General features: G+C 61.4%; 18 protein-coding genes, 2 tRNA genes and 1 pseudogene. 16 read left to right on the top strand and 5 right to left on the bottom strand.

Going from position 1 to position 22,572, the window contains the following annotated elements:
* Nucleotides 1-43 precede the first annotated feature (43 nt).
* On the bottom strand, nt 44-1,705 hold the full coding sequence (locus HU752_RS02630) for an OFA family MFS transporter (protein WP_186683786.1): 1,662 nt from the start codon (nt 1,703-1,705) through the stop codon (nt 44-46).
* A 398-nt stretch (nt 1,706-2,103) separates the two neighbouring features.
* Between HU752_RS02630 and HU752_RS02625 the strand changes: the two genes are divergently transcribed.
* The 7 genes and pseudogenes from HU752_RS02625 to HU752_RS02595 all read left to right on the top strand — a co-directional run bounded on the left by HU752_RS02625 (nt 2,104) and on the right by HU752_RS02595 (nt 8,126).
* Entirely contained in the window at nt 2,104-4,323 is a 2,220-nt protein-coding gene (locus tag HU752_RS02625; protein WP_186683787.1) for an AsmA family protein, read from the top strand.
* Nucleotides 4,320-5,387 carry an A/G-specific adenine glycosylase gene (mutY, locus tag HU752_RS02620; RefSeq protein ID WP_186683788.1) on the top strand — a complete coding sequence of 356 codons (1,068 nt, stop codon included), beginning with the start codon at nt 4,320-4,322 and terminating at the stop codon, nt 5,385-5,387. Before HU752_RS02625 ends, mutY begins: the two co-directional genes overlap by 4 nt.
* Nucleotides 5,384-5,656 carry an oxidative damage protection protein gene (locus HU752_RS02615; protein ID WP_186683789.1) on the top strand — a complete coding sequence of 91 codons (273 nt, stop codon included), beginning with the start codon at nt 5,384-5,386 and terminating at the stop codon, nt 5,654-5,656. Before mutY ends, HU752_RS02615 begins: the two co-directional genes overlap by 4 nt.
* A gap of 103 nt (nt 5,657-5,759) precedes the next feature.
* Nucleotides 5,760-5,835, top strand: a tRNA-Phe gene (locus HU752_RS02610).
* Nucleotides 5,836-5,989: 154 nt separating this feature from the next.
* On the top strand, nt 5,990-6,949 hold the full coding sequence (locus HU752_RS02605; RefSeq protein WP_186683790.1) for an alpha/beta hydrolase family protein: 960 nt from the start codon (nt 5,990-5,992) through the stop codon (nt 6,947-6,949).
* 114 nt (nt 6,950-7,063) lie between these two features.
* Nucleotides 7,064-7,639: pseudogene (locus tag HU752_RS02600) on the top strand (DUF1016 N-terminal domain-containing protein); the annotation flags it as partial.
* Between the two features lie 79 nt (nt 7,640-7,718).
* Entirely contained in the window at nt 7,719-8,126 is a 408-nt protein-coding gene (locus tag HU752_RS02595; RefSeq protein ID WP_017901597.1) for a hypothetical protein, read from the top strand.
* A 94-nt stretch (nt 8,127-8,220) separates the two neighbouring features.
* Here HU752_RS02595 and gabP read toward each other — a convergent pair whose 3' ends face one another.
* Nucleotides 8,221-9,612 carry a GABA permease gene (gene gabP / locus HU752_RS02590; RefSeq protein WP_186683791.1) on the bottom strand — a complete coding sequence of 464 codons (1,392 nt, stop codon included), beginning with the start codon at nt 9,610-9,612 and terminating at the stop codon, nt 8,221-8,223.
* A 532-nt stretch (nt 9,613-10,144) separates the two neighbouring features.
* Here gabP and HU752_RS02585 point away from each other — a divergent pair.
* The 5 genes from HU752_RS02585 to HU752_RS02565 all read left to right on the top strand — a co-directional run bounded on the left by HU752_RS02585 (nt 10,145) and on the right by HU752_RS02565 (nt 14,721).
* Nucleotides 10,145-10,918: an ABC transporter ATP-binding protein gene (locus tag HU752_RS02585; RefSeq protein WP_017901599.1), complete on the top strand. Its 774-nt coding sequence runs from the start codon at nt 10,145-10,147 to the stop codon at nt 10,916-10,918.
* Between the two features lie 13 nt (nt 10,919-10,931).
* A complete protein-coding gene (locus tag HU752_RS02580; protein ID WP_186683792.1) occupies nt 10,932-11,687 on the top strand; it encodes an ABC transporter substrate-binding protein in 756 nt (251 codons plus the stop codon).
* A gap of 237 nt (nt 11,688-11,924) precedes the next feature.
* Nucleotides 11,925-12,617, top strand: coding sequence for an ABC transporter permease (locus HU752_RS02575; protein WP_186683793.1), 693 nt, complete (start codon nt 11,925-11,927; stop codon nt 12,615-12,617).
* Complete coding sequence (locus HU752_RS02570) at nt 12,617-13,306, top strand: ABC transporter permease (RefSeq protein ID WP_186683794.1); 690 nt, start codon at nt 12,617-12,619, stop codon at nt 13,304-13,306. The genes HU752_RS02575 and HU752_RS02570 overlap by 1 nt, the downstream gene beginning before the upstream one ends.
* 203 nt (nt 13,307-13,509) lie before the next feature.
* Nucleotides 13,510-14,721: a methyltransferase gene (locus HU752_RS02565; RefSeq protein ID WP_186683795.1), complete on the top strand. Its 1,212-nt coding sequence runs from the start codon at nt 13,510-13,512 to the stop codon at nt 14,719-14,721.
* Between the two features lie 399 nt (nt 14,722-15,120).
* Here HU752_RS02565 and HU752_RS02560 read toward each other — a convergent pair whose 3' ends face one another.
* Genes HU752_RS02560 through HU752_RS02550 form a run of 3 tightly spaced genes read right to left on the bottom strand, consistent with a single transcriptional unit; the run spans nt 15,121 to nt 16,632 of the window.
* Nucleotides 15,121-15,723, bottom strand: a complete 603-nt coding sequence (locus HU752_RS02560) for an FMN-dependent NADH-azoreductase (protein ID WP_186683796.1) — start codon at nt 15,721-15,723, stop codon at nt 15,121-15,123.
* Entirely contained in the window at nt 15,720-16,166 is a 447-nt protein-coding gene (locus HU752_RS02555; RefSeq protein ID WP_186683797.1) for a GNAT family N-acetyltransferase, read from the bottom strand. The genes HU752_RS02560 and HU752_RS02555 overlap by 4 nt, the downstream gene beginning before the upstream one ends.
* Nucleotides 16,156-16,632, bottom strand: coding sequence for a carboxymuconolactone decarboxylase family protein (locus HU752_RS02550; RefSeq protein WP_186683798.1), 477 nt, complete (start codon nt 16,630-16,632; stop codon nt 16,156-16,158). Before HU752_RS02550 ends, HU752_RS02555 begins: the two co-directional genes overlap by 11 nt.
* 156 nt (nt 16,633-16,788) lie before the next feature.
* On the opposite strand from HU752_RS02550, the gene pdxR reads away from it, so the two are divergent.
* The 4 genes from pdxR (at nt 16,789) to HU752_RS02530 (ending at nt 22,510) form a co-directional block, all read left to right on the top strand.
* On the top strand, nt 16,789-18,195 hold the full coding sequence (gene pdxR / locus HU752_RS02545) for a MocR-like pyridoxine biosynthesis transcription factor PdxR (protein ID WP_186683799.1): 1,407 nt from the start codon (nt 16,789-16,791) through the stop codon (nt 18,193-18,195).
* 91 nt (nt 18,196-18,286) lie between these two features.
* Nucleotides 18,287-18,362 (top strand) — tRNA-Thr (locus tag HU752_RS02540).
* 163 nt (nt 18,363-18,525) lie between these two features.
* Nucleotides 18,526-19,845 carry a tyrosine-type recombinase/integrase gene (locus HU752_RS02535; RefSeq protein WP_186683800.1) on the top strand — a complete coding sequence of 440 codons (1,320 nt, stop codon included), beginning with the start codon at nt 18,526-18,528 and terminating at the stop codon, nt 19,843-19,845.
* 1,339 nt (nt 19,846-21,184) lie between these two features.
* Nucleotides 21,185-22,510 carry a class I SAM-dependent methyltransferase gene (locus HU752_RS02530; protein ID WP_186683801.1) on the top strand — a complete coding sequence of 442 codons (1,326 nt, stop codon included), beginning with the start codon at nt 21,185-21,187 and terminating at the stop codon, nt 22,508-22,510.
* Nucleotides 22,511-22,572 lie beyond the last annotated feature (62 nt).

Genomic DNA, 22,572 nt, shown 5'->3' with positions numbered 1-22,572 from the left:
CCCTGAACCCGAATTTGAGTGTGCGGATTAACCGTACAGGCAACTAGTGGAACAGTACGGCGGTCTTTTGCAGGGTGACCCAGACACCCCAGGCCAACGGAATGCCCACCACCAGCCAGGCGGCGATCGCCAGCGGCTTGCTGCCCGGCGCGGCTTTCCACTCCAGCACGGTACTGCCGTCGGCGCCCTTGTCATGACCCAGCGCCTGTTCGGCGGCCAGTTCGGCATCGGTCATGAAGTACTTGTCGGCCACCGGACGCACCAGCAGGTTGCAGATGAAGCCCAGCACCAGCAGGCCGGCGAGGATGTACAGGGTGATGTCGTAGGCAGCGGCCCGCGGCACGCCCAGGCTCAGCTGGTACTCACGCAGGTAGTTCACCAGCACCGGGCCGAGCACGCCAGCAGCGGCCCAGGCGGTCAGCAGGCGACCGTGGATCGCACCGACCATCTGCGTACCGAACAGGTCCGCCAGGTAGGCCGGGACCGTGGCGAAGCCACCACCGTACATCGACAGGACCACGCAGAACGCCGCCACGAACAGCGCGACGCTGCCTAGGTGACCGAGGCTCGGTACCGAGGCGTAGAGCGCGAAGCCCAGGGCGAAGAACACGAAGTAGGTCGCCTTGCGGCCGATGTAGTCCGAGAACGAGGCCCAGAAGAACCGGCCACCGATGTTGAACAGGCTCAGCAGGCCGGTGAAACCGGCGGCGATCGCGGCGATCTGCGCCAGTTGTCCGGCGTCCAGCTGACCGAAGGTCAGGCCGTTGCCCAGCAGCTTGCCAGCGAACACTTCCTGCAGCAGCGGCGAGGCCATGCCGAGGATGCCGATACCGGCGGAAACGTTCAGGCACAGCACCAGCCACACCAGGCGGAACTGCGGGGTTTTCCAGGCCACGTTCACATGCACGTGACGGTTGGTGATCATCGCGTTGCTGGCCTTCTTCACCGGCGCGGTCCAGCCCTCGGGCTTCCAGCCGGTCGGCGGCACGCGGTAGGCCAATGCGCCACCGATCATGAAGACGAAGTAGATCGCCGCCATGGCGACGAAGCTCTGCCACACGCCGACGCTGGTCGGCGAAGCGAAGTGGCCCATCAGTGCGGTCGCCAGCGGCGCACCGACCATCGCACCACCACCGAAGCCCATGATCGCCATGCCGGTGGCCATGCCCCGCTTGTCCGGGAACCACTTGATCAGGGTCGATACCGGCGAGATGTAGCCCAGGCCCAGGCCGATACCACCGATCACGCCCGAACCGAGCCACATCAGCCAGATCTGGTGGGTATGGATACCCAGTGCGGAGATCAGCAGGCCACCGCACCAGCACAGCGCCGAAACCACACCGGCCTTGCGCGGTCCGGCGTGTTCCAGCCAGCCGCCCCAGATCGCCGCGGAGCAGCCCAGGAAGATGAAGAACAGGGTGTAGATCCAGCCAAGCATCGAGATCGGCCAGTCGCACTGCGACGAGAACACCTGTTCGAAGAAACCGATATCCGGCGCGCAGGCGACCGGTGCGGTGATACCCAGGGCCTTGGACAGTGGCAGCCAGAACACCGAGAAGCCATAGGCCATGCCGATGCACAGGTGGATGGCCAAGGCGGCCGGTGGAACCAGCCAGCGGTTGAAACCGGGCTTGGCGATGATGCGTTCCTTGGACAGGAACGCCGGCTCGGCGGCAACGCTGCCCGCCGTAATGCTAGTGCTCATTGGTGTTTTCCCCCATTGGAATTGTGGTTCGCCGGACACACCTCATTCCCAACCTTCATGCACGCAGGCGTGGTCGTTTTATCGAAATGAAGCTCCAGAACGCGACAAAAAGCCGCAGAAAGGCAGACGAACTGCGAGAGATTACCACTTGCGCGTTACAGATAAAGCAAACTGATATCGTCTTTTGTAATCAAACTGCACCGCAGTGCCACTTCCCCTCTGCGGGAGCGGCCCGCCCCTCTCCCGGTGGGAGCCGGCTGGCTGGCGATGACGCATTTGCGGCAACACCGCTACACCGGTCGATTCACAATCGCCAACAACCTAGCGCCAACCGACCGTCCTCGTAGCGTTATACTCGCCAGCTGACTCCAAATTCGACTCAACACAAGGATTCGCCCATGAAAGCGTTCGGCAAAATCCTGGGGCTGGTACTTCTCGGACTGTTGCTGATCATCGTGGCACTGGGCTTCGCGCTCACCCACTGGTTCGATCCCAACGACTACAAGGACGAGATCCGCCAGATAGCCCGCGACAAGGCCCACATCGAGCTGACCCTCAATGGCGACATCGGCTGGAGCCTTTTCCCGTGGCTGGGCCTGGAACTGCATGACGCCAGCGTGGCGACCCTGACCAACCCGACCAAGCCGTTCGCCGACCTGCAGATGCTCGGCCTGTCGGTGCGCGTCCTGCCGCTGCTGCGCCGCCAGGTGCAGATGAGCGACGTGCGCGTCGAAGGCCTGAACCTGATGCTCAACCGCGACAAGGACGGCCACGGCAACTGGGAAGACATCGGCCAGCCGCTGCCGAGCAAGACCGCCAGCGCCACCGGACAGCCGGCTGACACGCCACCGGGCAGCGCAACCGCCGAGACCGAAAAGCCCTCGCAGCCGATCCGCCTGGACATCGACAGCCTGACGGTGAACAACGCGCGGGTCGAATTCAACGATGAGAAGACCGGCCGCCAGATCACCTCGGAAAGCATCCAGCTGAGCACCGGCCCGGTTCACGAAGGCAAGGAGATCGCGGTCAAGCTGACAGCCTTCTTCGGCACCAACCAGCCGGTCCTGCGAGCCCGTACCGAGCTGGGCGGCAACCTGCGCTTCGACCGCGCGCTCAAGCGCTACCAGTTCGAAGACATGCGCCTGACCGGCGAGGCCTCGGGCGATCCCTTGCAAGGCAAGAGCCTGACCTTCTCGATGCAGGGACAGTTGCTGGTGGACATGGCGGCCAACATCGCCGAATGGACCGGCCTCAAACTGTCGGCCAACCAGCTGCGCGCGATCGGCGAGCTCAAGGCTCGCGACCTCGACAAGACCCCGCAGTTCAGCGGCGGCCTGTCGATTGCCCAGTTCGACCTGATGAAGTTCCTCGCCAGCGTCGGCCAGCCGCTGCCACCCGTGGCCGACGGCAGCCTGACCAACGTCGAGCTGGTGACCCGCCTGAGCGGCACGCCGACCAGCCTGGCACTGGACAACATCAACCTGAAACTCGACGACAGCAATTTCAGCGGCCGCATCGCCATCGAGGACTTCGCCAAGCAGGCCCTGCGCGTACAGCTCAAGGGCGACACGTTCAACGCCGACCGCTACCTGCCGCCGAAGTCGGCCGATGCCGACAGCGCCTCGAAGGTGCGCCAGGCCGAAGTCATGAGCAGCGAGGCGAACGCCGTCGCCGGCACCACGCCGCTGCCCGACTCACCGACCAAGGGGGCCTGGAGCAACGACCGGCTGCTGCCAATCGAGCGCCTGCGCAGCCTCGACGTGGACGCCGACCTGAACTTCGACCAGTTGACCCTGAAGAAGCTGCCGATCGACAACGCCGCCCTCAAGGCCACCGGCCAAGGCGGCCTGCTGACCCTCGGCAGCCTGCGCGGCGAGCTCTACAACGGCAGTTTCGAGAGCAAGGGCAGCCTTGACGTGCGCAACGACCAACCGCGCCTGAACCTGCAGACCCGGCTGAACCGGGTGCCGGTCGAGCGCGTGCTGCAGGCCCAGGGCCAGAAGCCGCCGATCAAGGGCGCGGTGACCCTCGACAGCAACCTGAGCGGCACCGGCAACAGTGAAAAGGCGCTGATCGACAGCCTCAACGGCACCGCCAGCTTCGTCCTCAACAACGGCGTGCTGCTCAACGCCAACCTGGAACAGCAACTGTGCACCGGCATCGCCCTGCTCAACCGCAAGACCCTGAGCAGCGAACCACGAGGCAAGGACACCCCGTTCCAGGAACTCAAGGGCAGCCTGAACATCCGCAACGGCGTCGCCAGCAACCCTGACATGAAGGTCCGCATCCCCGGCCTGACCGTCAACGGCAACGGCGACATCGACCTGCGCGTGCTGGGCATGGACTACCGCATCGGCGTCATCGTCGAAGGCGACAAGAGCGACATGCCGGACCCGGCCTGCCAGGTTGGCGAGCACTTTGCCGACATCGAATGGCCGCTGCGCTGTCGCGGCCCGCTGGAACTGGGCGCCAAGGCCTGCCGCATCGACAAGGACGGGCTCGGCCAGGTGGCCGCACGCGCGGCCGGCAACAAGCTGAGCGAGAAGATCGACGAGAAACTCGGCGACAAGGTCAGCCCGGAATTGAAGAACGCACTCAAGGGCCTGTTCAAACGATGAAAGCCGAGCAGTTTTCCACGGCGGTGCTGGAATGGTACGACCGCCATGGCCGTCACGACCTGCCCTGGCAGCAGGACATCAACCCGTACCGGGTGTGGGTATCGGAAATCATGTTGCAGCAGACCCAGGTCAGCACCGTGCTGAACTATTTCGACCGGTTCATGGCATCGCTGCCAACCGTCGAGGCCCTGGCTGCCGCACCGGAAGATGAAGTACTGCACCTGTGGACCGGGCTGGGCTACTACACCCGGGCGCGCAACCTGCAGAAGACCGCGAAAATCGTCGTCGCCGAACATGGCGGCGAGTTTCCGCGAGATGTCGAGAAGCTGACCGAGCTGCCGGGCATCGGCCGCTCCACGGCCGGCGCCATCGCCAGCATCAGCATGGGCATCCGCGCCCCGATCCTGGACGGCAACGTCAAGCGCGTGCTGGCCCGCTACACCGCCCAGGAAGGTTATCCGGGCGAACCCAAGGTGGCCAGGCAACTGTGGGCCAACGCCGAGCTGTTCACGCCCCACACGCGGGTCAACCACTACACCCAGGCGATGATGGACCTCGGCGCGACGCTCTGCACCCGCAGCAGGCCCAGCTGCCTGCTGTGCCCGCTGGAAAGTGGTTGTGAAGCCCACAAGTACAGCCTGGAAACCCGCTACCCGATTCCCAAGCCGCGCAAGAGCGTGCCCCAGAAGCGCACGCTGATGCCGCTGCTGGCCAATCGCGAGGGCGCCATCCTGCTTTACCGCAGGCCTTCCAGCGGCCTCTGGGGAGGCCTGTGGAGCCTGCCGGAGCTCGATGACCTCGATGACCTGCCACACCTGGCCCTGCAGCACTCGCTGGAGTTGGGACAGCAGCAGGAACTGCCGGGGCTGACCCACACCTTCAGCCATTTCCAGTTGGATATCGAGCCGTGGCTGGTGCGGGTCGAGGAGTCCGCCCATCACGTGGCCGAGGCCGACTGGCTCTGGTATAACCTCGCCACCCCGCCGCGCCTGGGGCTCGCCGCCCCGGTGAAAAAGCTGCTCAAGCGCGCCGCCGACGTATTGAACGCAGGAGAGTCGTCATGACCCGCACCGTAATGTGCCGCAAGTACCACGAAGAACTGCCAGGCCTGGACCGCCCTCCGTATCCGGGCGCCAAGGGCCAGGACATTTTCGATCACGTTTCGCAGAAGGCCTGGAGCGACTGGCTGAAACACCAGACCCTGCTGATCAACGAAAAGCGCCTGAACATGATGAACGGTGAAGACCGCAAGTACATCCAGGGCGAGATGGACAAGTTCTTTTCCGGCGAGGATTACGCCAAGGCCGAAGGCTACGTTCCACCCGCCGAATGATCCCGTGTTTTCGAGGCTTGAGTCGTAAGCGACGGTAATAATTAAAAAAATTTTGAAATCTTGCTTGACGCATCCTCGAAAAACGCTTTTAATGCGCCCCGTTGCCCAGATAGCTCAGTCGGTAGAGCAGGGGATTGAAAATCCCCGTGTCGGCGGTTCGATTCCGTCTCTGGGCACCACTAATTACTTCAGGTGGTGTCAACGCCAGCTGAAACTAAAAAACCCGCCCAGTGCGGGTTTTTTATTGCCTGGAATTTGCTAGCGTCGACGCCTGACAAGAGCGCTGACGAAACCTGCGCGCAGGCTTCGAGGCAAACGCCAGGAACCCCTCCCATGACAGCCAGCGAGTGCCCTGCGGCCCTATCCACTGTTGACCGCATCGCCGTCCCCTTCGTCGAACCCGCAGCCGACGGCTACGCCCTGGGCGGCTTCCAGTGGCGCCATGGCGAACGCCAGGCCGAGCGTCCAGTGGTGATCATCAATGCCGCCACTTCGTTGCGCTGTCGCTATTACTCGCGATTCGCCGACTACCTGTTCGCCAACGGCCTCGACGTGATCACCTACGACTATCGCGGCATCGGCGAATCGCGTCCGGCCTCGATGGGCGGGTTCAGGGCCTCCTGGAGCGACTGGGGCATGCTGGATTTCGAAGCCATGCTACAGCGGGCCCGCCGCGAGTTCCCTGGCCAGCCGATCGACGTGGTGGGTCACAGCTTCGGCGGCTGTGCGGCGGGGCTGGCGAGTTCGGGGCAGCTGATCCGACGCCTGGTGACCGTCGGCGCACAGTTCGCCTACTGGCGCGACTACGCCCCGGCCATGCGCTGGAAGATGTTCGCCAAGTGGCACCTGCTGATGCCACTGGTGACCGGCCTGTACGGCTACTTCCCCGGCAAACGCCTTGGCTGGCTGGAAGACACGCCCAAGGGTGTAGTAGCCGACTGGAGCACCCCGACCAAACGCTACGAGAAGCGCCCCAGCGCACGCAGGAGAGGCCCCCTGCCCTTCCCCCAAGTCCAGGCGCAACTCCTCGCCATTAGCCTTACGGACGACCCGTTCGGCACTCGCGCGGCCATCGAACGCCTGCTGTGTTACTTCACCGGCAGCGAACGCAGCCACCTGCGTATCGAACCTGAGGACATCGGCGAAACAGAGGTAGGGCATTTCGCATTCTTCCATAGCCGATTCCAGGAGAAGCTTTGGCCCATTGCGCTGCAATGGCTCAGAAAAGCGGAACTGACTGGCGAGCTCCCCGGGCAGCTCAGCAAACTCCAAGGCGGACCTCAGACAAAGTAGAAACGGCCTACAAAGCCTGAGACTACGTTTTTTTACCGTGAAACCTGATGAAGCAGCTGCTGCCATCCTCTTGCGTACAAACCACTCACACAAGAGGCCCCCACGAACCCTTCCATCACCGCCAGCGAGCAGGACAGACAGCTTGCCCCTCTACTCGAAAACCTCGGCGACCTGATTCGCCAAGCCCCTCAACGCGCCTTGCGCGCCGTGGATACGATTCAGGTGCAAACCTGCTGGCAGATCGGCCGGCATATCGTTGAGTTCGAACAGGCAGACGCAGCTCGCGCAGCCTATGGAAAACGCTTGCCGCCAGCCCTTGCCAAGACGCTGACCCGAGACTTCGGCAAGGGGTTCGACGAACGCAACCTACGCCACATGCGCGGCTTCTATCAGCACTTCCCAATTTGGAACGCAGTGCGTACCGAATTGAGCTGATCCCACTACCGCCACCTCCTGCGCGTGGATGAGGAAGCTGCTCGTCATTGGTACATGCATGAAGCAGCCAACCAGAACTGGACCACCCGCGCCCTGGAGCGCCAGATCGGTACGCTTTACTACGAACGCCTGCTCGCCAGCCAGGACCGCGAAGCCGTGCAGCACGAGGCCGCCTCGCACATCGACACCCACCAGGCCAGCCCGAGGGAATTCGTCCGCGACCCGGTTCTGCTCGAGTTCCTTGGCTTGCCATCTCGACAAAATGCTCTTTGGCATTCCTCCGGTTCACTGGGATAATCCGCGCTTGTTCCCTTTTTCAAAGCACCGCAAGCCCATGGCATCCCAGAACAAGCAACACAAGCGCGCACAACGGGCGAAAACCAAGGCCAAGCAGAACCGCGTCCGCCGCGCCAGCGAGCCGGTCGAGTCGCTGCCGATCGATGACGACCGGATCGACCTCGAGTCGGTCGACCTGACGGATCTGTTCAAGAGAATGCGCGACGCCGAGGCCACCAGCCAGCAGGCCATGTGCCGCGTCTTCCTGGAAGACCCGCTGCTGGAGTTGGTCGTAGAACAGGAAGGCGAAGAGGATGCGACAGACTTCATCCTGTCCGCATTGATCGAGTACCGCCAGTGGTCCACCGAGGGCACCGAGGAGGCCGCACTGGCCTGGATCGAGAGCCCGGCCTTCCAGGCAGACTATGTAGCGGCTTCGCAGGCTCTGCAGGACGCTGGAGCATAAAGAAAAAGCGCCCCGCAGGGCGCTTGAGACATCGCCGACAGATCAACTGCCGGTACCAGGCCCCTGGCGGTGAGCAAGGGGCCCTGGCAGGTGCCTAGTTCAGCACTGCACGCCCGGCCTTCTCCAGCCGACGCCGACGCGAGACCAGCAGACCCGCTGCCACCACCAGAATGCTCAGCAGACCCGTCGCCAGCACTTCCACGCGGTGGGCATCCTGGAACAGCATCACGGTCAGCACCGCGACGATGAAGACGATCACCGCCCAGGTCAGGCCCGGGAACAGCCACATCCTGAAGTCGATTTTCTCGCCCTTGGCCATCCGCTGACGACGCATGCGCAGTTGCGACACGGCGATCACCAGGTACACCAGCAGTGCGATCGCGCCGGAGCTGGCGAGCAGGAACTCGAACACCGCAGCCGGGGCCACGTAGTTGGCGAATACCGCCAGGAACGCCGCCCCGGTCGACAACATCACCGCCCAGTAAGGCGTGCCGCTGGCGTTGGTGCGCTTGGACATCGCCGGCGCATCGCCGCGCTTGCCCAGGGAGAACAGCATCCGCGAAGCGGTGTACAGCGCCGAGTTCAGGCAGCTGGTCACGGCAACGAGCACCACCAGGTCGACGATCAGCTTGGCGTTCGGGATACCCATCCGATCCAGCACGGTCTGGTAGGAACCGACGGCCGCCAGGCTCGGGTCATTCCAGGGCACCAGCGACACCACGATGAAGATCGACACCAGGTAGAACAGGCCGATCCGCCAGATCACCGAGTTGGTGGCCTTGGTGATCTGCTTGCCCGGATCCTTCGATTCGGCAGCAGCGATGGTCACGATCTCTGTCCCCATGAACGAGAACATGGTGGTCAGCATGGCCGCCAGCACAGCGCCCAGGCCGTTCGGCATGAAGCCCACGGTATCGACCAGGTGCGACACACCGCTGACCTGGCTGGTCGGCAGCAGGCCGAGGATCGCCAGGATCCCCAGCGCGACGAAGCCGATGATCGCCACCACCTTGATCAGGGCGAACCAGAACTCGAATTCACCGTAGTTCTTCACGCTGAACAGGTTGGTCGCCGTCAGCAGCAAGGTGATGATCAGGGTGAAGGCCCAGATCGCCACATTGGGGAACCAGGCATGCAGGATCGTCGCGGCGGCGTTGGCCTCCAGCGGGATCACCAGCACCCAGAACCACCAGTACAGCCAACCGATGGTGAAACCGGCCCAGTGCCCGATGGCACGGTCGGCGTAGGTCGAAAAGGAACCGGTATCGGGAGAAGCCACGGCCATCTCGGCGAGCATGCGCATCACCAGCACCACCAGGGTACCCGCTGCGGCATAGGCCATCAGCACCGCTGGACCCGCTTCGGCAATCGCATGCCCGGAACCGACGAACAGCCCGGCGCCGATCACCCCGGCGATCGACAACATCGTCACGTGCCGGGGCTTGAGCCCTTGCTCCAGATTGTTGGAATTATGCGTACCGCTCATTGGGAGATTACCTGTGCAATGAAGAGCTATTCACTCCGCCCGGCGTTACCGAGCACCTTGTAAAAGGAACTCAACGGGGCGTGTTTTATTTTTTACGCAAATTTTGCGCCAAAATATTACAGCGCCCCGGCTCCCGGGGCCTGGACACCCGACCGGAGGACGATCGCAAGTCATTGAGATTAATGGCAATTAGCCAGAACGTTACCGAGCCACCCAGATTCAAACCCATCGGTCGCACCGGAAACAGGCAAAAATTGTCAGGCCGCCCCATTTAAGGGCGACACATTGTCCGTTGAGCCGGTTTACCCTTCCAACCCTCGGCCAAAGCTGGCAACATCGCGCCCTTTTTGACGCGACGGTCAAGGTAAAGACGGATCAAACGGGTGTTCGGTTGTTGATGGGGCGACAGTCTGCTGTGCCGATGCGACAACCTGCCACGGCACCGACCTACCCCGTTCGAACCCTATGCTAGCTTGGCGCTCGCCAGGAAGGCAGCCAACAGCAGGAGCGCAACGAACAATGAGGAACGCACATGGCTGAGGCCACGCCCGCGCTAGAAATCCGCAACTTGCACAAACGCTATGGTGAGCTGGAGGTACTCAAGGGTATCTCGCTGACCGCCCGTGACGGTGATGTGATCTCGATCCTCGGTTCCTCCGGTTCCGGCAAGTCCACGTTCCTGCGCTGCATCAACCTGCTGGAAAACCCGCACCAGGGCCAGATCCTGGTCAACGGCGAAGAACTCAAGCTCAAGGCCGCGAAGAACGGCGAACTGGTGGCCGCCGACGGCCGGCAGATCAACCGCCTGCGCAGCGAAATCGGTTTCGTGTTCCAGAACTTCAACCTCTGGCCGCACATGACCATCCTCGACAACATCATCGAGGCCCCGCGCCGCGTGCTCGGCCAGAGCAAGGCCGAAGCCATCGAGATCGCCGAAGCACTGCTGGCCAAGGTCGGTATCGCCGACAAGCGCCACGCCTACCCCGCCCAGCTTTCTGGCGGCCAGCAACAACGCGCGGCCATCGCCCGCACGCTGGCCATGCAACCGAAGGTCATCCTGTTCGACGAGCCGACCTCGGCCCTCGACCCCGAGATGGTCCAGGAAGTCCTCAACGTGATCCGCGCCCTGGCCGAAGAAGGCCGCACCATGCTGCTGGTCACCCATGAAATGGGCTTCGCCCGCCAGGTTTCCAGTGAAGTGGTGTTCCTCCACCAGGGCCTGGTGGAAGAACAGGGCACGCCGCAGCAGGTTTTCGAGAACCCGCAGTCGGCGCGCTGCAAACAATTCATGTCCAGCAACCGCTAACGGAGCAACACGCATGCAGACCTACAAAAAAATCCTCCTGGCCGCTGCCGTCTCCATGGCCTTCAGCGCCAGCGCCCTGGCCGAGACCCTGAAGATGGGTATCGAGGCCGCCTACCCACCGTTCAACAACAAGGACGCCAGTGGTCAGGTCGTAGGCTTCGACAAGGACATCGGCGACGCTCTGTGCGCCAAGATGAAAGTCGAGTGCACCGTGGTCACCTCCGACTGGGACGGCATCATCCCGGCCCTGCAGACCAAGAAGTTCGATTTCCTGATCTCGTCCATGTCGATCACCGACGAGCGCAAGCAGGCGGTCAACTTCACCGACCCGTACTACTCCAACAAGCTGCAGTTCATCGCCGCCAAGAAAGACGCCGAGTTCAAGACCGACAAGGCCTCGCTCAAGGGCAAGATCATCGGCGCGCAGCGTTCGACCCTGGCCGGCAGCTGGCTGGAAGACCACCTGGGCAGCGATGTCACCATCAAGCTCTATGACACCCAGGAAAACGCCTACCTCGACCTGCAGGCCGGCCGCCTGGACGCCATCCTGGCGGACAAGTACGTCAACTACGAGTGGCTGAAAAGCGATGCCGGCAAGGCCTACGAGTTCAAGGGCGAGCCCGTGGAAGAAAGCGACAAGATCGGCATCGCCGTACGCAAGAAGGACGACGCCCTGCGTGAACGCCTGAACGCCGCGCTGAAGGAAATCATCGCCGACGGCACCTACAAGAAGATCAACGACAAGTACTTCCCGTTCAGCATCCTCTGACCCGTCCCGATGGCCGGCACCCCGAAGGGCCATAGGCTGTGTACGAAATTGTTTGAAACGCAGGTTAGGCAAGGCAAAAACCGGCGAGGAACGCCCGGGGTCGCGCCCGACTTGACTGGTTGTCAATGAGCATTCCGAGCCGGTTTTTAACGCCGCATAAACAAGTTTCAAGCGATTTCGTGCATAGCCTAGAGCCCGACGGGTGCCGCTCGTCCCCAAGCAAAGCCTGCCTTGCCCATGAATATTGATCTCTACGGATTCGGCCCGGTGCTTGCCGCCGGTGCGCTGATGACCGTCAAGCTCGCGCTCTCGGCCCTGTGCCTGGGACTGGTGCTCGGGCTACTCGGTGCATTGGCCAAGACTTCCCCCTACAAGCCGCTGCAATGGCTGGGAGGCACCTATTCGACCCTGGTCCGCGGCGTCCCGGAATTGCTCTGGGTGCTGCTGATCTATTACGGCACCGTCAACCTGATGAGCGCCCTGGGTGACCTGTTCGGCAACCCCGACCTGGCCCTGAGCCCCTTCGCCGCCGGTGTCATCGCCCTGGGCCTGTGCTTCGGCGCCTACGCCACGGAAGTGTTCCGCGGGGCGATCCTGGCGATTCCCAAGGGCCATCGTGAAGCCGGCGTCGCGCTGGGCATGTCCCGGCCGCGGATCTTCACCCGGCTGATCCTGCCGCAGATGTGGCGCATCGCCCTGCCCGGGCTGGGCAACCTGTTCATGATCCTGATGAAGGACACCGCCCTGGTGTCGGTCATCAGCCTGGAAGAAATCATGCGCCAGGCACAGAACGCCGTGCAGTTCACCAAGCTGCCCTTCACCTTCTACCTGGTGGCAGCCTTCATGTACCTGGGCCTGACCATCCTCTCGATGATCGGCATGCACTTCCTGGAAAAACGTGCCGCTCGCGGTTTTGTGAGGACCACATAATGGAATGGGAAGTCATCATCAAATGGCTGCCGAAGTTCTTCCAGGGCGCGGCCTTGACGCTTGAGCTGCTGGGCATCGCCGTGGTGCTGGGACTGATCCTCGCCGTGCCGCTGGGCATCGCCCGGGCGTCGAAGCTGCGCTACGTGCAGGCCCTGCCCTACTGCTACATCTTCTTCTTCCGCGGCACGCCGCTGCTGGTGCAGCTGTTCCTGGTGTACTACGGCCTGGCGCAGTTCGACGTGGTCCGCGACAGCTTCATGTGGCCGTACCTGCGTGACCCGTTCTGGTGCGCGGCGGCGACCATGACCCTGCATACCACCGCCTACATCGCCGAGATCCTGCGCGGCGCCATCCAGGCCATACCGCCGGGCGAGATCGAGGCGGCGCGGGCACTGGGCATGTCGCGACCCAAGGCACTGTTCTACATCATCCTGCCACGGGCGGCGCGCATCGGCCTGCCGGCCTACAGCAACGAAGTGATCCTGATGCTCAAGGCCAGCTCGCTGGCGAGTACCGTGACCCTGCTGGAACTGACCGGCATGACCCGGACCATCATCGCGCGCAACTACCTGACGGTGGACATGTTCTTCACCGCCGGGGTGTTCTACCTGGCGATTTCGTTCCTGCTGGTGCAGGCGTTCAAGCTGCTGGAACGCTGGATGCGAGTCGACGCCTGCCAGGGGCGCTGATGCGAATCGCGCGGGGGTTTCAAATCACCTGCGCGACAGAAGATTTCTGTCGACTTGAGGGGCCTCTTCGCGGATAAACCGGGACGCCGGACCGCCGGCTCCCACAAGATGCTCGCGCCGTGCATGAATCCTGCGAACGACGCCGACACTGTGGGAGCCGGATTCATCCGCGAAGAAGCCGCCCCGACAACCCGGACCCCAGCATGCACCCCATCCTCCAAGGCCACACCCTGCAAACTCGCTTCCAGGCCCTGGACACCTTCCTGTCGGCTCACCAGCACCTCTGGAGCCCACGGCCCTTCACCCACCTGCAACTGCCGTGGGAAACCGAACATCCGCAACTCGCCACCTGGCTCCGCCAGCGCAGCCTCGAAGAGGCCGAAAACAGTCACAACCATCCCGAGCAACTTGGCGCCCCAGCGCCGTTCCCGGCACTGGCTGCCGAGTCCGCAGCCCTGGCCAGCGTCGGCAACCTCCCGGACAAATCGCTGCCGGCCGCCAGCCCACGCCTCAACGTCGATGTCCCCGGTCGCAAATGGCAGCAGATCGAAGCCTTCGCCGCCTGCCTCGATTTCACCCACACTCCCGGCCACTGGCTCGACTGGTGCTCGGGCAAGGGCCACCTCGGTCGTCGACTGCTGCAACCCGGCCAGCAACTGACCTGCCTGGAATACGACCCGGCCCTGGTCGCCAGCGGCGCCCGCCTGAGCCAGCATCACCACCTGTCTGCCCAGCATGTCCAGCAGGACGTCATGGCCACCGAAGCCGCCCAGCGCCTGGATGCCGGCCACACACCAGTGGCCCTGCACGCCTGCGGCGACCTGCACGTGCGCCTGATGCAACTCGCCAGCCGCGCCGGCTGTGGACAACTGGCCATCGCCCCATGCTGCTACAACCGCATCAGCGCCAGCCACTACCAACCCTTATCCATCGCCGCCAAGGCCTCCGGGCTGCAATTGTCGCTGGAGGACCTGGCCCTGCCCCTGAGTGAAACCGTCACTGCGGGCAATCGGGTACGCCGCCAGCGCGACCACTCCATGGCTCGTCGCCTGGCCTTCGACCTGCTGCAACGCCAGTTGCGCGATAGCGACGACTACCTGCCCACGCCCTCGCTGCCCAGCGCCTGGCTGGACAAGCCCTTCGCCGACTACTGCCGCGACCTGGCCGCGCTCAAGGAGTTATCCACAGTCGGCGAGCAGGATTGGGCGCAACTGGAAGCCGCCGGCTGGCAACGATTGGCCGAAGTGCGCAACCTGGAACTGCTGCGCGGCCTGTTCCGCCGCCCACTGGAGCTCTGGCTGGTGCTTGATCGGGCGCTGTATCTGGAAGAACAGGGCTACCGCGTACGCCTCGGTCAGTTCTGCGAAAGCCCACTGACACCACGCAACCTGATGCTGCTGGCCGAACGCGACTAACTGTCACATTGCCATGCACAGCCTGTGGATAACTCTGTTGATGCTTTTAGCACATAGCCGCTGAAAACAACGCCTGCATCGCCGACAGACGGTTGGTCATTTTTTGTTCACGAAATAAATCGACGGAAAAACAGACAGTTGCAACATGCTGAGAACGCGTTCACAAATCCTTCCGTTTGCTGCTCCGCCGACCAACCACTTGTGCATAAGCACGCGAGCCAACGGCAATAACCCCTTTCTGAAGACACGCCAATCCTTGTGGGAGACTCTATGGTTGTGGGCAAGACTTGACGGCCTATTCGCGGGCAAGCCACGCGCCTACAGAGGGCCGCGGTCATTGTGGGAGACGGCCGGGCGGCGCTCCGCTTGCTGGCGATCCGCCGCAGGCGGCCATCCACCTCAACCCACCACCGCCAACACCCCCTCAAGAAACAATCTCCTGGCCTCGACCATCTCCAGGCGCACCGCCTCATCCCCACGCACGGATCCCTGCAGATAGATAAACCTCACCTGCCGAATCCCCACGCAATCCAGCTGCGCCGTCAGGCAAGGGGTCAGGAAATCCGGCTGGTTGGCCTTCTCGCCCTGGATGAAACCACCGGAACTGACCAGCACGAAGGTTGGCCGGTCCCTAAGCAGCCCGACTTTCCGCCCTGCCCCATCGCCGCCGAAACTGCGCTGAATCCGCACCACATGATCGACCCACAGCTTCAACGCTGCCGGCAGCGTGAAGTTGTGTAGCGGCGTACACAGCACCAACAGATCGCTGTTCTCCAGCTCGACGATCTGCTGCTCGGAGACCTCGACAGCCGCAGCCTGGCGATCCAGCGTGGTGACGGCCGTCGCGTAGGCACCGCTCACCAGCGGCAGTGGCTCGCTCCCCAACTGCCGCTCGACCAGCGCCGAGACACCCGGCAGACCCTGCAACACATCGGCGGCCAACTGATAGCCACGAGCCGCCTTGCCGTGGGGACTGAAATTCAGCAACAACACTCGACTCATACGGCGGGCTCCAGGTCCTGAAAGAAGTGCATCCCCTTGGCCAGCATCCCCTGCCGGAAGTAGAAACGCTGCGCCAACGGCATGTGCAGGCCAGTATCGAGCACCAGGTAACGATAGCCCAGCGCCCGAGTGTGCCGTCGTACCGCCTCCAGCAGCCCGGCTCCCAGCTCACGCCGCTGCTGCGCGGCGCTCACCACCAGATCATCGACATAGACGAAGCGCCCATAGAGAAAATTCTCCGTCACCCGGAAGCCGGCCAGCCCGATCACCCATCCCCGCTCACGCAGCGCCAGCAGGCGATAACCTTGCTCGCCCTGGCGGAACACCTGTTCGGCGAAGGACTGCTCGTCGCCCAGGTGCGGGCGCAACTCGCGCATCACGGCAAAGCACTCGCGGCAATCGGCTTCGCTTTCGATCAGTTGATACTCCAGATCACTGTCCACGGGCGACCTCCTCATGCTCACGAACACCGGGCGGCACCAGGCGAAAGCCGACGCCGACACGGTTCAGGGCATTCATCAGACCGATCGCCAAGGTCAGGTCAGCCAGTTCCTTCTCGCCGAACACCGCCGCAACGGCCTGGTAGTCCGCATCCGGAATCGCGGTCTGGTGCACCAGGGTCACCCTCTCGGCCCAGGCCAGGGCAGCACGTTCACGCGTCTCGAACAACGACTCGGCCTCGCGCCACACCGGCACCAGTTGTACCTTGTCGGCGCTGACGCCCAGCTTGAGCAGATCCCGCGAGTGCTGGTTGATGCAGTAGGCGCAGCCATTGATCTGCGAAACCCGCAGGTACACCAGGTCGATCAGCTGGGGTGACAGCCCGCAGCCCTGTACATAACTTTTCACGCCGCCCAGCGCCTTGTAGCCCTGGGGTGCGGCGGCAAAATAATCGAGACGTTGTGTCATGGTCGGTTTTCCTGTGGGTCGATGAAGATCTGACCTCCAGTCTGCTGACCACTGCCCTGCACCGACAGGGCCAAGATCGGACAAGCCATTTGGGACATGTCCCACCGCTGCGATGGGTTTAGACTGGACCGCCCTGCCCATTCCCGGAAAAAGCCCATGCCCCCAGCCAGTGCCGCTGTCGCCGAACCGGGTGTACCGAAGTACCTGGTGGTCTATCGACGCATTCGCGGGGCGATCGCCGACGGCCAGTTGCGGCCCGGCGACCGGGTACCCTCGGTACGCGCCCTCGCCGCCGAACTCAACCTGGCACGAGGCACCGTCGAGGCCGCCTATGCGCTGCTGGTCAGCGAAGGCTACCTGACGGCCCGTGGCCAGGCTGGCACCATCATCGCCCTGGACCTGCCCAGCGCTCCGGGCAAGCCGGCTGCCAACAGCACGTCGACCGAACAGGAGCAACCGCTGCCACTGCAACTGGGCATGCCGGCCCTGGACGCCTTCCCGCGCAAGCTCTGGGCCCGCCTGATCACCCAACGCGCCCGCCAGACCGACAGCGCCAGCCTCGGCTTCAGCGACCCGCGTGGCTACGCGCCCCTGCGCGCAGCCATCGCCCAGTACCTGGGCCTGTACCGAGGCGTGCAATGCACGCCGGACCAGGTGTTCATCTGCAGCGGCTACAACGCCGTACTCGAACGGGTTTGCGAGAGCCTGGAAATGGCCGGCCAGGACTGCTGGTTCGAAGATCCCGGCTACCTGCATGCGCGGCAGATCCTGCTCAATCGTGGCGTGAAACTGATCCCGGTGGCGGTCGACAGCGACGGCCTGCAGGTGCAGCAAGGCATCCGCCAAGCACCGGCGGCACGGCTGGCGATCGTCAGCCCGGCCCACCAGAGCCCGCTGGGCGTCGCCTTGAGCCCGGCGCGCCGCCAGGCCCTGCTCGACTGGGCACGAGAGCACTCCAGCTGGGTACTGGAAGACGACTACGACAGCGAATTCCGCTACCGCGGCCGGCCCCTGCCCGCCCTGAAGAGCCAGGACCAGCACGACCGCGTGCTGTATGCCGGCACCTTCAGCAAGATGCTGTTCCCCGGCCTGCGCCTGGCCTACCTGGTGGTGCCACGAGCCCAGGTCGAACGCTTCGAACAGCTCGCCCGGCTGCTGCGCAACCGCTGCCCGGAACTGCTGCAGGCGACAGTCAGCGACTTCCTCAACCAAGGCCATTTCACCCGTCACCTGAAGAAAATGCGCCAGCTGTACAGCGTGCGCCGGGCGCTGCTGGTCAAGGCGCTGGAAGACGTGTGCGGCGGCAGGCTCAAGGTCGATCCGCAGGCGGGCGGGATCAACCTGCTGGTGCGGCTACTGGTCGATGTGCCGGATACCCAGGTCGCCCGGCGCGCACGGGCGGCGGGGCTGGCCATCGAGGCCCTGTCGCACTGGCAACTGACGGCCGGCAAGGAAGGCGGCCTGCTGATGGGCTTTACCAACGTGGCCTCGGCCGAACAAGCGCGCGAAGTGGCTGCCAGACTGCTGGCGGTGATCCTGGAAGCGCGCCCAGACGGCGGATAGCCGGCGATCCACCACCATTGGGCCCGCAAAAATAGTCAAATATCAGGGGTTTACAGAACCCCGCCAATCGCTATAATCGTCGCCCTGACATGCCGGTATAGCTCAGATGGTAGAGCAACTGACTTGTAATCAGTAGGTCCCGGGTTCGATTCCTGGTGCCGGCACCATTCAAGGTTCCATAGAAAGCTTTCAAAATCTCTGGAACCCCCGAAAAACCCGCCTTCTGGCGGGTTTTTTCGTTTTGGCGTTCCGTCGGATTCCGAGGGTATCCAGCGCTAATAAGGGTAGTTTTAAGGATAGAGGTCCGTTTCGATATCGGAGACTACCCTTATGGCCCGCACCACCGCCCCGCTTACCGACACCGCCTGTCGCACGGCAAAGCCCAGAGAGCGCGAGTACAAGCTCTTCGACGGCGACGGTCTCTACCTGCTTGTGCAACCCAACGGCCGCAAAGGCTGGCGGCTCAGGTACGTGAAACCCGATGGCCGCGAAGGCCTGACGGCCCTCGGCAGCTATCCGGTGGTCGGGCTGGGTGACGCACGCCGCAAGCGCTTCACGATCAGGCAGCAGCTTGCCAACGGCATAGACCCCATCCAATCCAAGCAACAAGCCAAGACCCAGGCCGTGATCAACGGCCGCACCTTCGAAAGCGTTGCGCTCGACTGGCATGCGAGCATGGTGCCCAAGTGGGCGCCCGGCCACGCCAAGACTGTGCTCAGCCGATTGAAGACCTACGTGTTCCCTTTAATCGGTGCCAGAGCAATCGTTGAGCTGGACACCCACGACCTCATGCAGCCACTGGAAGCCGTGACGAAGCGCGGCACCATCGACGTGGCGCTCAGGATCAAGAACTACCTGCAAAGCATCATGCGCGAGGCCAAACGGCTGCGACTGATTACCGCGAACCCGGCTCACGATCTCGATGGCTCGATCAAGACACCACGGGTAACTCACAGACCCGCACTACCCCTATCGCGGCTGCCAGAGCTACTGGCATGTATCGAGGACTACAGAGGTCGCCCGCTCACGCGCCTCACGGTGATGCTGTCGTTGCATGTATTCGTACGTTCCAGCGAACTGCGCTTCGCCCGTTGGAACGAGTTCGACCTCAAGCGCGGAATCTGGGAAATCCCCGACACCCGCCCGGCACTCGACGGCGTACCGTTTTCCACAAGGGGTACGAAAATGGCTGGAGACATTCACGTTGTACCCTTATCGCCGCAAGCAGTGGGCTTGCTTGAGCAGATCCACGCGATCACCGGCAAATTCGACCTGGTGTTCGCGGGGGATGCCAAACCTTGGAAGCCGATGTCCGAGAACACAGTGAATGCCGCGCTCAGGACGATGGGCTACGACACCAAGGTGGATATCTGCGGCCACGGGTTCCGAGCCATGGCGTGCAGTGCGCTGGTCGAGTCCGGGCTGTGGTCAGAGATAGCGATCGAGCGCCAGATGAGCCACAAGGAACGCAACAACGTGCGCGCCGCCTATACCCACAAGGCCGAGTTCCTCGAAGAGCGCCGGATGATCATGACCTGGTGGAGCAGGTTTCTGAAGGCGAACCGCGAGGATCATGTGACACCGCATGAGTTTGCCAAGCAAACGGGCGAGAACGTCACGCGCCTTCGCAGTGCCAAGAGGACCGAGTAGCCCGCCGCACCACCACCTCAAACTCGCTGTGAAGTTACCCACAGCACCGTATGAAGCTCCTCCGCGCGGGTCCATTGAAACGAGGCGGCAAAGCCGCCCCGTTTCAATGGACCTAACCTTATTAAAATCGACTGGCACAGTAATCGTCTGTGGAAAACCACTGATGTCCACCGGGGGATAGTTTTATCCACAGGTGCTAACCACCTGAAATCGCTTTGCTTGACGAATATTGTCCACAGGCGTAGACCAGTAGGTGCAAGCGCTGCCGATGCAGCCGAATGTGGCCAGAAACCTGAAAGGTCACGCCGCAACCGCGGTGGTTCAACCCCCAAGTACGATTCGCGTCCGGCAGCTCGTACGGTCACTACCCATGTGATGGATGCCAACTCAATATCGTTGCCCCTGCGGCAGCCACCCTACCCTCCTGCCCAGCAGCAACCTATCCGCTTGGCCATTTCGTAGGCGCCAACCTGCGCCCGTCTCTTTCTCTGGAAAGAGACGGGCGCTCCTACCACTGCTGCAGCCCACGTCGCACATGGCTTTGCGGCAATTCCCCTCGTGAGAATTGGCGTGACAAACACTGATATCACCAGCAACAGCGCTGCAGATGATGGTGCCGCAGACCAGGGAATGGACTGCACCTGACTGACAGTCAGGCATGCCCCGGTCATCGCATCGCTGCGTTCACCCGGCTCAGGATCTTCAGGCGCTGGTCTCGTCAGCCAGTGCTGCCTCCACCCGCCCACCGGTAACGGTGTTCAGGAGGCCAGATCATGAAATGCCCTTGCTCCCGGTCGTAAGGAGCCGCCAGTCCCGCGTAGTGGACAACCCTCACAGGTCGCAGGGGCCTTGATCCCTGATAACACTCAGCATTCTTGGCGGGATGACGTGGGGACGATCCAAAATGATATTCGGGAGTGTTTTGATCAGCGGATTGATCGAGAGGAAAACGGCACATCGACAATTGAGCTCTGCAAGGCACCGGCGTTTGCGCAACGGAGAAGCCCTACGAACGGAGCGGTATCAATGATTACTGGTGACGGCAGAAATCTGACCTCATGACCTAGAGTGAAAAATCTCACCTTGTTCTTGAAAATTTCTTGGCCCCCATCACATTCTCCCGGCCCTGCGGCTTCTCTGGTAGCCCAAAGACTAGGCAGGCTGTGAGCGTCGATCCTCCTGCTGAAAAAAACGTTATCAGATCAGTGCTCGCCCAACGTGGAAATCTGGTACTGCGTGGCGTAAAATTCAACCTTGCGGCCCCCCAGACAACGGCTCATTACTGCTACGAACTCTGGTCTTTACCTTTCTTTGCACATGACATGAAGAGTCGTACCCAATGAAGTCTCATTCGACCTCTTTCGACAATATAGCGATTTCTAATCCAAAGCTTTACAAAGCCCCTAAGGCATCGCAAGAGTCTAGAGTTTTTCCTTACTACGCCGGCTACTCCAGCGAGTTCTCTAGCAATATATTGTCTACATTGAAGCCGACTCGAAACGCTTTGGTATTTGACCCATGGAATGGTAGTGGAACAACTACAACTTCTGCGTATTCGCAGGGTTTCGACTGCATTGGCTTTGACTTAAACCCTGCAATGGTTCTAGTCGCCAAGGCACGCCTACTATCTCCACTAGAGCGCCCCAGCCTGATTTCAATTGCTAAATCATTAATTGATCAGTCGCAACTTAGCATAGGGGCGCTCACGATAAGCGATGGCGAGCCTCTACTAAAATGGTTTAACACCGGAAGTACTGTTGCTCTCCGAAACTTAGAAACCAGAATTAACAATCTGTTAATATCGAACGGAACATATATCCAGCTAAACAACAATAAGGCCATGGATCAAGTCTCGTCGCTAGCCGCTTTTTTTTACGTAGCACTGTTCCGTACCACGCGAAAGCTGCTTCTAGACTTTATACCTTCAAACCCAACCTGGGTAAAGCAACCTAAAACAAAGTTGAACCGCAAGCGCCCATCTCAAAGCACTATTTATACGGTATTTTTAGACGAAATCAGAAGCTTGAGTTTGCTCTATGGACTTAACGACTTTAAGTCTCGCGAGGCTGATTCAACTGTATGCTTAAAAATTGGGAACGCAGAAAACATTGCACTCAATAATGAGTCAGTCGATGCAATTATATCGTCCCCGCCATACTGCACTCGAATAGATTACGCAGTATCTACCGCCATAGAACTTGCGGTTATCCGATGCGAACAGTCCGATTTTGACACACTCCGCAGAGGACTTACTGGAACATCTACAGTGCAACGTATTGCACCAACCCTTGAGAGCAAATGGGGCTCTACTTGCGCTCTATTCTTAGAAAGACTGTATAACCACCAGTCGCACGCCTCGAAAGGTTACTACTTCAAAAATCATTTGCAATATTTTTCCTCATTATCTCGATCAATCGAAGAAATTTCTAGAATCTTGAAGCATGGAAGTCCCTGTTTTTTAGTGGTGCAAGACTCTCACTATAAAGAAGTCCATAACGATGTACCCACGATAGTTACCGAAATGGCAAGCCATTCAGGACTAACCATTGTGCGAAGAGATGATTTTAAGGCTTCAAGATCAATGGTTGATGTAAACCTTAAGTCCAAGAAATATCTCAACACCAGGAACACTACTGAGAGTGTTCTATGCTTTCAAAAAAACTAGAAATATACCGTTATTTTTTTTACAAGCAGATTAACCATCGAATATCGTGACAGGGAGTAAGT

It is taken from the genome of Pseudomonas vanderleydeniana (genome assembly GCF_014268755.2).
Taxonomy (GTDB): domain Bacteria; phylum Pseudomonadota; class Gammaproteobacteria; order Pseudomonadales; family Pseudomonadaceae; genus Aquipseudomonas; species Aquipseudomonas vanderleydeniana.
This window is presented reverse-complemented; position numbering and strand designations above follow the sequence as displayed.